Genomic DNA, 13,288 nt, shown 5'->3' with positions numbered 1-13,288 from the left:
AGAAATGCGAATTTGGCCTAATCCATAAACCCTCATCGCGATCGTATTTGATACGGGGCGCGCGCGACATAAGACCAGCCTTCGCACCAAAACTGTGCGTAGCTGGTCTTTTTTTGTCTAAAAATTGAGCGCACTCTGTTTACACACATCGATTCATAGGTGGCGCGCAGGCACGGCGCATCTGACCGCCTAATTATCCGCGAAATAAAAAATGAGGGAAAACACGTGTTACCTAGACTAAAAACTGCCGGTTTAATATTCGCGGCATCGCTAACGCCGTCACTTGCTATGGCGCAAGACAGCGCCATGAGCTCGGGCGATACGGCGTGGATTCTCACAGCCACTGCCCTCGTGCTCTTTATGAGCCTTCCCGGTTTGGCACTTTTCTATGGCGGACTTGTTCGCGCGAAAAACTATCTGTCAGTCCTGATGAAGGTTTACGCGATCGCCGCTGTCGCCTCTATTGTCTGGGTCATCGCAGGATATTCTATCGCTTTCGGAGATGCGAACGGAATTTGGGGTGGATTAGATAACCTTTTCCTCAAAAACCTTACGGTGGACGGCTTAAGAGACGGTCTAACCATCCCTGAAAACACGTTCTTAGCCTTCCAAATGACCTTCGCCATTATTACCCCTGCTTTGATTGTGGGTGCCTTTGTTGAGCGCGTGAAGTTCCTACCCGTCTTGATCTTCACCGCGCTTTGGTTGCTCGTCGTGTACTCGCCTGTCGCTCATTGGATCTGGGGCGGGGGCTGGTTGTCAACTTATGGCGGCGGTGTTTTTGACTTCGCGGGCGGGCTTGTCGTCCACGCGACGGCAGGTATCTCCGCGCTTGTGTATGTCTTCATGTTGGGGGCTCGAAAAGGCTTTCCAACTGAAGCCGCAATCCCGCATCGCCCCGGCATCGTCATGATTGGTGCGTCAATGCTTTGGGTTGGATGGTTTGGCTTTAATGGCGGATCACAACTCGCAGCAGATGGCGGCGCCGGTATGGCGCTCTTGGTGACACATATCTCAGCCTCCGTTGCGACCCTTGTTTGGGTTGGCATCGAAGCGATGACAAATAAGAAACCTACTTTGGTGGGCGCCGCTACGGGTACAATTGCGGGTCTTGCAACTGTTACGCCGGCCGCAGGTGTGATTGGTCCGGGTGGCGCATTATTGATTGGCCTCGCAGGCGGTCTGGTATGTTACTTTGCGGTCCACCTCATTCGCGTGAAGCTAAAAGTTGACGATAGTTTGGACGTCTTTGCCGTTCATGGCGTCGGCGGTATTTTGGGCATTCTTATTTTGCCATTTTTATCGTCCACAGCCCTTGGTGGAACAGGCGACGGAATCTTCATGACCCAGCTGGTGGGGACTTTAGTCGTAATCGGATGGTCGGCATTGGTGAGCTTCATTATCCTCTTGGGATTGAAACTTACCATCGGACTGCGCGTCACCGAGGAGCAAGAGTTTGAAGGCCTTGATGTCAGTTTGCATGGCGAGAGTGCATACAACTCTTAGGCAGGTCTACCCGTAAGGAACCGATCTGAAATTCACCCGCAGCTTCATCATATTTTGATGGGGGTGCGGGCTTTCTATTTGACCCTATAGGGATTTAGTCCTATTCCAGACTATGCTTTCACATGCCGAAATCTGGGGCGCTCTTGACCGCCTCGCGACAAAACAGTCCATTTCGCCATCACGCCTAGCGCGTGATGCTGGATTGGATGCGACAAGCTTTAATAAATCCAAACGTATCACATCTTCGGGAAAGCCGCGATGGCCTTCGACCGAGTCGATTTCCAAGGTCCTACGAACCGTGGGAATGGATTTTGAAGATTTCGCCTCTATGGCCAAGAATAAAGGCGCCACTGGCCCCGCAATTCCCGTGATCGGGCTGGCTCAAGCTGGTGATGAGGGATATTTTGATGATGCTGGGTTTCCCTGTGGGGGATCATGGGAAGATGTGCGTATTCCGGGCGAACTAGACGACAATGTCTACGCCCTGGAAATCGCAGGAGATTCGATGGACCCCGTTTTTCGCGCTGGTGACAAGGTGCTGGTTGCGCCGAATGCGACAGTCCGCCGAGGCGACCGTGTCGTCGTCAAAACCAATGCAGGCGAAGTCATGGCGAAAGAATTGCGCAAATTGACTGAGGCTGTCGTTGAACTTGTTTCCCTCAATACTGAATATGAGGATCGTACGCTGGCCCGTCAGGACATCCAATGGATTGGCCGCATCATTTGGGTGTCACAATAGAGGCAGCGCTTCGATTTACATCGGAACTTCACCGTCCAAAAACAGACCAACATAATCTCGCGCCGCATCGCGGTCATCTAAACGCAATAGCGCTTCGCGCGCATATCCCAATATCTCAGCGGTCAGGTAATCAGTTGGGTTCAAACCTATTATGTGTTCAAGAATTGCCCTCGCCTCCTCCGTATTATCTAAGTCCTTGTCTTTAAGGGCAATTAGAGCAAATGCATAACTCACGCCGATAACAAGATCGTTCGGCTCACGAGCACGCGACTTTAGAAATAGCGCACGACCATCCTCAATATTGGCGTCGAACCAAGACTGCCCGTCCTTGCTTCCTGTTTTGCGAATAATGGCTAAGTGCCAAGCGCCCAATAGGGCGTCGCCGCGTGGATCCTCTGGATAGTCTGAACGATAGGCTTGGATGATGTCATAGGTTTTTTGAGGCAGTTTTTTAAGCCAAGCTGAGACATCGCCTGTCTCGCGCGTGATGAAGCCGTCTGCGATCGCGTATTGTAACCGAGCGTTTTGGTTCGTCGGATCCAACTCAAGCGCCGCTTCCGCATAGGCTCGCGCGCGTTTAGATTGCTTCTTATTTTTTTCGGCGCGACCTAATATAACTTCGGACAGTAGGGCCTCAGCCGCCAAACCATAACCTTCGGCCGTCTCCAGAGCTTTGGCCTCTTCATAGGCGACAGAATATTCTCCGCCAGAGAGTTGGGATCTGATCGTCAGCGCGTCGGCGGCAAAAGCCTCCGAACTCATGCCGAAAACGATACCGAGCGTCAAAAGAAGCTGAACACACCTGATCATGCGACTACCATTCCACATATTGTGGAATAACGTAAATGAATTACGTCAGGTGAGGTGATCGCAGATTGTCTGGCTGGTAATCAGGCTCTTGCGCCAGAGAGGGCCATATCAATCAAATCAGCCGTCTCAGCGGGGCCGTAAATCGCAACGAATGATCCAAAACGCGGACCTTGGCTTTGCCCTAAACACACTTCGTAAATGGCTTTGAACCAATCACGTAAATTTTCGAAATTATGGTCCTTGCCGACCGAAAAAATCATAGTTTGAAGAGCTTCTCCGTCAGTAGCCTCCTCTGTAGAAACGCTTCGAAAACGGGTGACAAGATCACTCAATGCTGCACGCTCTTGGTCTGTGGGTGCGCGGTAGGCCTTATTCGGTTTTACGAAATCCTCGTAATACCTAACAGCATATTCCGTCATCCGATCCAGCCCAGGATTGCTTTCTGGCGTTGCATCTGGGGCATATTTGCGAATGAAGCCCCATAGGGTTTCTTTGTCAGACGCATTGGCAGCGCTGACCAAGTTCAGCAGGAGTGCAAATGTTAGCGGCGGGTCTTCCGCTGGCGGTTGTCCATTGTGGATATGCCAAACTGGATTAGCTGCGCGCTGCGCCTCATCTTGACGCCCATAGGCAGAGAGATGCTGGTAATATTCATCGACAGTCTTTGGTATAACGTCGAAATAGAGCTTCTTCGCCGCACGTGGTTTCGCGAAATTAAAGAGCGACAGGCTTTCTGGCGGCGCATATTTCAACCAATCCTCGACAGAAATTCCGTTCCCTTTGGTTTTAGAAATTTTCTCGCCTTTTTCGTCGAGAAATAGCTCATAAACGAATTGGACCGGAGGTTCGCCACCGAGAATTTTACAAATCCGAGAGTAGAGCGGCGCATTATCCTGATGATCTTTGCCGAACATCTCAAAGTCGACGCCGAGTGCCGCCCACCGCATGCCGAAGTCAGGCTTCCATTGCAGTTTCACGTTTCCGCCCGTGACGGGGAGCGTGACTTCTGTTCCATCCTCATCGTCAAAAGTGATTGTACCCGCTTCGGCATCTATAGACTTCATCGGCACATAGAGAACGCGACCCGTCGACGGACTGATCGGTAAGAATGGAGAATACGTCGCGCGCCGCTCTTCGCCGAGCGTTGGCAACATGACTTTCATAATATCGTCAAATTTCGCCAGTGCCTTCAGCAGATACGCGTCATAGGCCCCAGTTCGGTATAGCTCCGTTGCCGACATAAATTCATATTCGAATCCAAAACCATCTAAGAAAGCCCGCAGGCGCGCGTTCATATGCGCTCCATAACTATCATGCGTCCCGAATGGGTCCGGTACATCGGTCAGGGGCTTTTGCATAAATTGCTCAAGATCTTCGGGATTCGGGACCGTACTCGGAACTTTCCGCATGCCATCCATATCATCGGAAACGCAGATGAGACGGGTTTCGATTTTGCCTTCGGTCAACGCTATGAATGCGTTTCTGACCATTGTTGTCCGAACGACCTCTCCGAATGTCCCAATATGCGGTAAGCCCGACGGGCCATATCCCGTTTCGAACACTACGGGACGGCCCGCCCGATCAATCCCGCGTTTCTTTTCGATATCCAACCGACGTAAAATCGCGCGTGCCTGATCGAAGGGCCAAGCTTTGGAGGTCATATATACTTCATGTGTCATAGCGCGCGGATAAGCCTTGGGTGGGACAGCGTCAACATAGGACGGAAGAAGCAGCCCTGTTTACGAATATTAAATTATACCACCTATGATAGCGTCATGAGTATTGCTCGACAAATCATCTGGCTTTTTTGCCTTTCAATTTTCGGTTTACCGACGCTGACCGCGGCCCAAACCAACGTCATGGTACTTGATACATTCATTGAGACACATCGAGTTCCGTCTGTAGGTGTGAGCTGGAAGACGGTTACATTGGCAAATGATTATGTCGCACCCGTTGTCAGCTGTACCTATGTCCTTGCCTCCAGCAGCAATAATGAAGCCCATACGCGTGTCCGAAATGTAGGGCCCTTAAGTTTTGAAGTACGTGCCCAGAGATTTGAAGACCCCGCAAGTCTCTCCGCATCCGATGTGCACTGCCTTGTAGTTGAAACTGGGGCTCATACTTTAGCCGATGGACGAAAGATTGAGGCGAGAACGGTTCAATCTACGAATGTGAGCGGCAAAAATGTAGGTTGGTCCAACACAACAACCGAAAATGTCACGACCTCTTTGACTTCTGGTTTCAGCGCCATGGCCATTTTCGGGCAGGTTATGACCTTCGCTGATTCGCGCGCGAGCGTTTTTTGGACCAATAATTGTTCCAACCGAGGCGCACCGCCAACGCTTACAAATTTTTGCGTCGGCAAACATATTGGCCAACTGAGCGGCACGCGAGGAACCGAGACCTTAGGCTATATTGTCGCCCAACCTGGATCTGGAACGGTGAATGGCGTCAGCTATGTATTCGCCTTGGGTGGAAATTCCATTCGGGGGGTCGGGAATTCACCTGCGTACAACTACACGGTGTCTGGTGATTTTGACACCGCCGTCGCAACACAAGCAGCTGAGAATGGCGGCGATGGCGGGTGGGCCGTGCTATATGGCAGTGATCCCTTGCCCAATAATGCCATCCAGCTCGCGATCGAAGAAGAAACTCTGGTAGGTGACTCGAGTCGCACCCATACAGCAGAACAAGTCTACTATGCCGCATTCGACTCAAATCAGTCGGCGCTTTTTGAAGCGTCAAAATCATTGGCCATGGCGGCCGACAATCCTACCGTCTACGCGGTTCCGGGTAGTGATGTGGTATACACAATTGATATACAAAACACGGGCAATGGCCCAGCCGATCTGAATAGTATTTTCCTGGTCGACAGCCTGCCAGAGGAAGTCGAATTTTTTAATGGTGACATGGATGGTGCTGGCCCCGCTTCCGGACCTGTGTTGTTTGACGCGGGGACAAGTGGCCTTACTTTTACGGCCGCGACCGACTTGCGCTATTCCAACCTGGTCGCTCGCCCATCCAATGTTGGAGAGTGCCTATACACGCCCACGTCTGGATATGATTCAAATGTAAAACATGTTTGCTTTTCGCCGAAGGGTTATGCTCGTCCCGAAACGCTCTATGCTGGAAATACGGCTAGTTTGAGTTTTAGAGTGCAGATCCCCTGATCTGAACTGTCGTTCAGTCAGCGTCTAGAAGAGTCCAGCCTAACGTTTCCAAGTAAAGGAAAGGGCAGCGGCGTCTTCTTTATAGGTAAATTCCTCAGTTGAGGCCTCACGTCTCATATAAGACAACGAAACATCTGCGTCACCAATTCGGTATCCGAGGCCTGCCTGCGCATCACCAACGATAATTCGGTCCTGCAAATGGAACTCACCAGAGGTGATACGCCCGACGGAACTGGGTGAATATGTTAAAGCCTCGGCATCTGCACCTGCAAAGAAATACCATGTATTGCTTTTGAATTCAGAGCCTGTTCTTAGATCTTCGCCAATTTCAATCACGGCACCCACGGCGGTAGAGCTTATCTCGTCGTCAAAACGCAGAGAAGCCCGCGGGGTAAGAGAAAGATCCAATCCTTTTTCCGAGCGACGGCGAAATGTATCTGTTAAACCTAAGTCCATTTGGTCCGAGCGGCGTAAACAGGCTCCCGATCCATTGGCGCAACCAGGGTCGGTGAGGTCCAATTTAAAAAGAGTCGATCCAACCGCACTCGGAGGCAATTCAAGCAAAGGTCCCGTTTGGGATGTAAAATCTGGGCTCGCAGGTAAGTTGAAACTCAATCCCTCGCTCGGCTGAACGGTCGTTTTGGAGTTCTCTAGCGATTCCGCAGGCATGCTAGATTGAGCGAAGACTGTCGAGGAAAGCGAAAAGCCCACAATAATAGCGACTATCGCCGATGAACCGCGATATTTACTATCCAGAAATGTCTGTCCCTTCAGGGCCATAGGTTGCGCCACGTCTCTCAATCAGCCCCAAAATATATCGGACTGATTTTATTTCTTACCAGTTATACGGGAAATTTGCCACATAAATATGACAGTCTTAAAATTTTTTAGGCATTCGCCAAAAAAATCACCATCTCTCGTACGTGAAGGAAACCTACTGGGCGCAACCTGAACCCATTGTGAAAAGGGCCGCCATGGTAATGGCAGCCCCTTATTTTGGTGTTTCGGGACGATATTAACCGAAACGATATCTGCGCTGAATGCCTATTGGCAGGCCAAGCATTCGTCGTAATCCGTAGGCGCCGCAGCTTCCATAGACTTCTCAATCTCGGTTTTGGCCTCTGAGCCCGCAAAACCAGCGCGCTGAATTGACTTTGAACGGCAATAATAAAGCGATTTCACGCCCTTTTCCCAAGCAGTCCAATGCAGCATATGCAGGTCCCATTTATCGACATCACCTGGCAGGAAGATGTTGAGCGACTGCGCCTGACAAATCAGCGGCGCACGATCGGCCGCATGCTCAATCACCCAGCGCTGATCGATTTCAAAAGCGGTACGGAACGTCGCTTTTTCATGCTCATCCAAACAACCAAGATGCTGAACTGAGCCTTCATTTTCTAAGATTGTCGCCCAAATACCTTCGGTGTTCTTACCTTTGGCCTCTAGGACAGCCTCAAGATGCTTATTCCGGACCGTAAAGGAGCCCGACAACGTTTTATGCGTGTAAATATTGGCCGGGATTGGCTCAATGCCTGCAGATGTCCCGCCGCAAATGATGGAAATGGATGCCGTCGGAGCAACCGCCATTTTATGCGAAAAACGCTCCATGACGCCCATATCAGCAGCATCAGGGCACGGCCCGCGCTCTTCGGCTAATTTCACGGATGCTTTGTCGGCATCACCACGAATTTTTGCGAAAAGACGCATATTCCAAGACTTCGCCATCGCGCTTTCGAATGGAATCTCTTTGCTTTGCAACATGGAGTGAAAGCCCATGAGGCCAAGACCAACAGAACGCTCACGCATCGCTGAATATTTCGCATCATTCATCGGTGTCGGCGCGTCTTCAATGAAGCTCTGCAAAACATTATCTAAGAACCGCATAATGTCTTCGATGAAGCCCGGGACGTCTTTCCATTCTTCATATGTCTCGGCATTTACAGAGGAGAGACAACACACAGCCGTACGTTGGCGGTCATATTTGTCACGACCTGTCGCGAGCATGATTTCCGCGCAAAGGTTGGATTGCTGAACTTTCAACCCGGCATCGCGCTGATGTTTCGCGAGAGATTTATTCACGGTGTCGGAGAACACCATATATGGTTCACCCGTCGCGAGACGCATCTCGAGAATTTTCTGCCAAACCTTTCGCGCATCGACGTGTTTAATCGTTTCGCCTGTATGTGGACTTCTCAGCGGATATTCTTCGCCCGCAGCTACGGCTTCCATGAAATCATCTGTGATGTTCAAGCCATGGTGCAAGTTTAGAGACTTGCGGTTGAAGTCGCCTGAAGGCTTACGAATTTCGAGGAATTCTTCAATTTCGGGATGGTGAATATCCAGATAAACTGCGGCAGACCCTCGACGCAGGGAGCCCTGAGAGATCGCCAGGGTCAAGCTGTCCATAACGCGGATGAACGGGATAATACCGGATGTTTTTCCAGCGCGGCCAATCTTCTCGCCGATAGAGCGTACATTGCCCCAATAAGTTCCGATTCCGCCGCCATTTGACGCCAACCAGACGTTCTCGTTCCAAACATCAACGATCGAATCAAGACTGTCATCTACTGCGTTTAGAAAACAGGAGATCGGTAATCCGCGCTTCGCACCGCCGTTAGAGAGTACGGGCGTGGCTGGCATGAACCAGAGCTGGCTCATGTAGTCATATAGACGCTGCGCATGTTCCGTGTCATCGGCATAGGCCTGAGCGACACGCCCAAACATATCCTGAAAGCTTTCTTCAGGAAGGAGATAGCGGTCTAGCAACGTCCGCTTGCCGAAGTCTGTGAGGAGAGCATTGCGGGATTTGTCTTGTTTTGGGCGGTCTGGGCGAGGCTTGAACTCAAGCTCAGGCTCTCGCACTGCAATCGTGTCGCTCATTGGAATACCAGACGGGGCATTCACATCGTCCAAATCAGCGGCAAGTACGTCCATATTCTGCGTTTCCAATTGGTTCATCTCCGCGGTTGCTTCAGCCGTGCGGAAGTCTTCGTTTGATTCTATCATTTTACTCTTCCTTGTCCCCAAACGGCTCGAACAAATCCATCCCTCCCACGCAGTTTTACGTAAGTTCCCAGTGGGACGCTATGTTGGGTAAACCGTATTCCTCTACTACATATAGTGTTGATTTGGGCTAAAGCGTCAACAGCTAGTGTGTTACTTAGAGACGAAAAAAGGTTTCCAAAGTCTTAACCCCTTGGATTTTCGGCGTATTTTTTGTCCCGAAGCGTTCTGTCCACATTGTGTCCACACCCAAGACGACAGATCGCCACACCCTTGAAAAATATGTACTTTACGCCGAAAATTCCTAGTGATTTCGGGGGCGAAACGAAGTGATGAACCAAGGCTCTCGGGCGTTTCGATTCGCGGCGCGATGGCCGCCTATAGACATGCTCCTGCGTTTACGTCCTAAGCACGCTGACGGGCCTCTAATCAGTTACATTCGTCGACAGACCCGCTATGGAATAACTGTGGATGACCAATTCGCAGCTTGAGGACTTTTACCAACTCATGAAAATCTTGCTCGTCACAGATGCTTGGCACCCACAGGTCAATGGTGTCGTCCGAACTTTGGATAAAACAGTGGCCAGATTACGTGAGCGGGGTCATGTCGTTGAGGTCATTGCGCCGTCCGACGGCTATTTCACGCTTCCGCTTCCAACCTATCCCGATATCCGCCTCGCACCCTTCGCTTATCGCGACGTGAAACGCCGCATGATCGCATTTGCGCCTGAAGCCATACATATTGCGACGGAGGGGCCACTCGGCCAAATGGCAAAGGCACTTTGCGTGAAGTGGGCCATGCCGTTTACGACAAGTTACCACACAAAATTTCCCGAATATGTGAAGGCGCGTTTCCCCTTCATTCCGATAAGTTGGACCTACCGATATGTGAGAGGGTTCCATAACGCTGGCGGACGGACCATGGTCACGACACCGTCAATGGTCGAGTTCTTAGGCGCACGCGGATTTACGAATCTCTCGCCTTGGGCGCGCGGTGTCGATACCACTTTGTTCAATCCCGATAAGAAATCAGCGCCAGATGATGTATATGACGGGCTAGAGCGGCCAATCTGGATCAATGTTGGGCGCGTCGCGGTGGAGAAGAACCTCAAAGCCTTCCTCGATCTCGACCTTCCTGGCTCCAAAGTCGTTGTGGGCGATGGGCCTCAGCTCGAAGAACTGAAGAAGGCTTATCCAAATGTCACCTTCACGGGTCCAAAATTTGAAACCGATTTGGCCCGGCATTTTGCGGATGCAGATGTCTTTGTCTTTCCATCACGGACCGACACATTCGGCCTGGTCATCATAGAGGCCATGGCCTCAGGTCTGCCAGTAGCCGCCTTTCCTGTCTCCGGTCCTGTAGACATTATACCTGGCTCCAACAGCGGGGTGGTGGATGAGGACCTGCGGACAGCTTGCCTGTCGGCTCTAGAACTGGACCCGAAAGATGCGGTCGCCCACGCTAAAACATATAGTTGGGAGGCGGTGAGCGATGTATTTTTCACGCTACTAACACCGCAATATAAACCGCGCAAAAGGTGGCGAAAAATTAGACGCATGACGCGGATCGCCTCGAGCCCATATCACTTTGCGAGAAAGACGATTCGCAGCATTCATCAAAAAACCCGAGGGCCGAACCGCTAACCTGACTTTTGAGCGCGCGAGAAAGACTTAGATCTTTTGTGCTTCAAAAAATGCATCCATCTGTGCCAGCGCATCATCTCTGTACACGTCTCGTTCCAAGAATAATTCATGCAGCGCACCAGGAATAACAGAATACTCGCAGCCAGCAGACAGCGCGAAACGCTCAATACTTGCAGGATCAACGATAGGGTCGGCCCCAGCCCCCAGCATTAAACCCGGAATTTTCAAATTCGGTGCGTTCCGGTTCACATAAGCCATCGACGCAACAGCAGCCCGGATCCAGCCATATGTGGGTTGTCCAACCCGTAACCTTGGGGTTGTCTGAAAGTAAGCCGCCCAACTTTTATATCGTTCTTTATCCGACGTCAGTTTGTTTCCTTGAAATGGAATCGGCAAACCCGAACGCTGTCTTTGAAAAGGAAGATTGCGTTTATCAAAACCTAGACGGGATAGCGCGACAATCGCGACGCGCATCAGGGACGTTTCGAGATCGAACAACCCCAACATCGGTGCGCTGCAAACCACAACATCGGCCTTCAGGACACCCGACAAAACAGCTTGGAGAACAACAGTTCCGCCCATCGAGTGTCCCATCGCCACATGCGGGCGCGGCAAAAGCGGCGCGAATTGCTCTGCGACATAAGCCATATCATCAGCGTAGTCTTGGAAATCCCCAATATAGGACTTTAGGCGATCATCAATGAGGCGGTCAGATAAGCCTTGGCCTCGCGGGTCGATCATCAGGACATTGAATCCACGCTGAATCAGATCTGCCGTTGTCTCAAAGTATTTTTCGATAAATTCGGTCCGGCCGGGAGAAAAGATAATCGAACCGCGCGGATTATCCGTTGCAGCGCTCGCAAACATCACCCGAAGACGTACCCCATCGCGTTCCACAAAATAGGTCTTGAGCCGCGGCTCTAAGATCGCAGGAACAGCTCGCCCCCCAGGTAGGACGATCTCAGCTTCTTCAAAATTTGGGAGGATAGTAGACATTAAAAAGGCGCGACCAGACTCTTTAGAGAGGACGCGCCGATCTTCAATTTACATGTTCGAGAACAGGCTTTGTAAGCCCATCGCAACAGACATATCGCCAGCAACTTTCAGTTTGCCGGACATAAACGCCATCATCGGATCAAGCGAACCAGAGGCCAATGCAATAAAGTCCGCCTTGTCGACGCTGATCGTGCAATCAGCTTCTTTATCAGCGACTTCAGCCGTGGTGCCAGAGGCATAAACCTGACCATCATCACCGAAATCAAATTTTACTGATTTATCTAGACCGCCCGCTTTCGCGAGGGCTTCGTTCATCTTGGCTGCGATTTCAGCATTTTCCATGGGTTTCTCCATAACATCAGAGGTTAGTTTTTTGGTGAGACATATATGGGGACGCGACGCCCCCATGACTAGTGCTATTTTGGTTTCCGGAATTTCAAAGTTGCACGGTCAGACTCGCCAATATTCTTAAATGCTTCTGCATTGAAGTCTGAGGCCTCTTCGCTGTCTGGTTTGGGCAAACGCGAACTTGGTGGCAGAGTCCAGACGCCATAGGGGTGATCCGCTGTGTCGCGAGGATTTGCATTAATCTCACTCGACCCAACAAACTCAAAACCCGCTTTGATTGCCAAATCTTTGATATAGCTTTCTTGCACATAACCTGTGCCGCCTTTTGGGTTTTGAACCGCTGTTTCAGGCAAGCGGTGCTCGACCACACCTAGAGTGCCACCTGGCTTTAGCGCGTCGTAGAAACGATTGAATGCGTCCTGTGCGTAATCGCTACCCATCCAATTGTGGACATTCCGGAACGTCAATAATACGTCAAGTTGCTCCTGACCCTCAGCTAGAATAGGGCCTGTATCTTTCAAAAACGCCGCATATTCAATTTCGCCATAGACGTCTTTGTCAGCATAGGTTTCTTTATATTTCGCGATGCGCTCATCCAGACCCGTGTTTACACCAGCTGGATATAGAACGGCAACATATTGCCCATTATTCGCGGCCAAATATGGGGCGGTTACATTCGTATACCAGCCCGGCCAGATTTCGCCGACGCGCTTTCCCGGGCCAACATCGAAAAACGCTAACGTCCCTTTCGGGTTACGAAATTGATCGCGGGCTGCGTCTTTTGCACGGCGAGGATGCGCCAAAACATCGTCCATGGTGACGACTTTAACTTCGGGTTGAGCTTCAGACTCAGGCGCCGGTGCGGTCTCTCCATCTGAACATGCGGACAAGGCAGTTGCGGCCAAAGTAGTCAAAAGAGGGGTATAAAAGCGCATGAAAATCTCCCGTTTCTACGCATTGAATTGAACTCGGGATAGGGTTCGCCGCACAAAAGTCGAGTCAATTCCGCGAGTAAAAATTGCAGTTGAAGGCCTTGAACAGCAGGACTGTATTCCTATTTCGTTTCAGCAAA

11 protein-coding genes are annotated in these 13,288 nt (G+C 50.9%); 4 read left to right on the top strand and 7 right to left on the bottom strand.

Annotated elements, in window-relative coordinates; translation table 11 throughout:
• Window positions 1-288 precede the first annotated feature (288 nt).
• Window positions 289-1,506: an ammonium transporter gene (locus IE073_RS09015; RefSeq protein ID WP_189586227.1), complete on the top strand. Its 1,218-nt coding sequence runs from the start codon at window positions 289-291 to the stop codon at window positions 1,504-1,506.
• 112 nt (window positions 1,507-1,618) lie between these two features.
• Window positions 1,619-2,245 carry a S24 family peptidase gene (locus IE073_RS09010; RefSeq protein WP_189584562.1) on the top strand — a complete coding sequence of 209 codons (627 nt, stop codon included), beginning with the start codon at window positions 1,619-1,621 and terminating at the stop codon, window positions 2,243-2,245.
• Window positions 2,246-2,260: 15 nt separating this feature from the next.
• Here IE073_RS09010 and IE073_RS09005 read toward each other — a convergent pair whose 3' ends face one another.
• Window positions 2,261-3,055, bottom strand: a complete 795-nt coding sequence (locus IE073_RS09005) for a hypothetical protein (protein WP_189584559.1) — start codon at window positions 3,053-3,055, stop codon at window positions 2,261-2,263.
• 80 nt (window positions 3,056-3,135) lie between these two features.
• Window positions 3,136-4,734, bottom strand: a complete 1,599-nt coding sequence (locus IE073_RS09000) for a lysine--tRNA ligase (RefSeq protein WP_189584555.1) — start codon at window positions 4,732-4,734, stop codon at window positions 3,136-3,138.
• Window positions 4,735-4,830: 96 nt separating this feature from the next.
• On the opposite strand from IE073_RS09000, the gene IE073_RS08995 reads away from it, so the two are divergent.
• Window positions 4,831-6,225 (top strand): hypothetical protein, encoded by a 1,395-nt coding sequence (locus IE073_RS08995; protein WP_189584552.1) that lies wholly within the window; start codon window positions 4,831-4,833, stop codon window positions 6,223-6,225.
• Window positions 6,226-6,264: 39 nt separating this feature from the next.
• Here the strand turns inward: IE073_RS08995 and IE073_RS08990 are convergent, their stop codons facing one another.
• Together IE073_RS08990 and IE073_RS08985 are read right to left on the bottom strand one after the other, a co-directional pair.
• Window positions 6,265-7,005: a lipid A-modifier LpxR family protein gene (locus IE073_RS08990; protein ID WP_189584549.1), complete on the bottom strand. Its 741-nt coding sequence runs from the start codon at window positions 7,003-7,005 to the stop codon at window positions 6,265-6,267.
• A gap of 264 nt (window positions 7,006-7,269) precedes the next feature.
• Entirely contained in the window at window positions 7,270-9,231 is a 1,962-nt protein-coding gene (locus tag IE073_RS08985; RefSeq protein WP_233349957.1) for a ribonucleoside-diphosphate reductase subunit alpha, read from the bottom strand.
• Between the two features lie 504 nt (window positions 9,232-9,735).
• Between IE073_RS08985 and IE073_RS08980 the strand changes: the two genes are divergently transcribed.
• Complete coding sequence (locus IE073_RS08980) at window positions 9,736-10,872, top strand: glycosyltransferase family 4 protein (protein ID WP_189586221.1); 1,137 nt, start codon at window positions 9,736-9,738, stop codon at window positions 10,870-10,872.
• Window positions 10,873-10,899: 27 nt separating this feature from the next.
• Here the strand turns inward: IE073_RS08980 and IE073_RS08975 are convergent, their stop codons facing one another.
• The 3 genes from IE073_RS08975 to IE073_RS08965 all read right to left on the bottom strand — a co-directional run bounded on the left by IE073_RS08975 (window position 10,900) and on the right by IE073_RS08965 (window position 13,151).
• Window positions 10,900-11,868 carry an alpha/beta fold hydrolase gene (locus IE073_RS08975; RefSeq protein WP_189584546.1) on the bottom strand — a complete coding sequence of 323 codons (969 nt, stop codon included), beginning with the start codon at window positions 11,866-11,868 and terminating at the stop codon, window positions 10,900-10,902.
• Between the two features lie 48 nt (window positions 11,869-11,916).
• Window positions 11,917-12,210 carry an SCP2 sterol-binding domain-containing protein gene (locus IE073_RS08970; protein WP_189584543.1) on the bottom strand — a complete coding sequence of 98 codons (294 nt, stop codon included), beginning with the start codon at window positions 12,208-12,210 and terminating at the stop codon, window positions 11,917-11,919.
• 74 nt (window positions 12,211-12,284) lie between these two features.
• The gene (locus IE073_RS08965; RefSeq protein ID WP_189584540.1) at window positions 12,285-13,151 is read right to left on the bottom strand and encodes a class I SAM-dependent methyltransferase; all 867 of its coding nucleotides are present in this window, start codon (window positions 13,149-13,151) and stop codon (window positions 12,285-12,287) included.
• Between the last annotated feature and the right edge of the window lie 137 nt (window positions 13,152-13,288).

The sequence above is a fragment of the Litorimonas cladophorae genome, assembly GCF_014652455.1.
GTDB lineage: Bacteria > Pseudomonadota > Alphaproteobacteria > Caulobacterales > Maricaulaceae > Litorimonas > Litorimonas cladophorae.
This window is presented reverse-complemented; position numbering and strand designations above follow the sequence as displayed.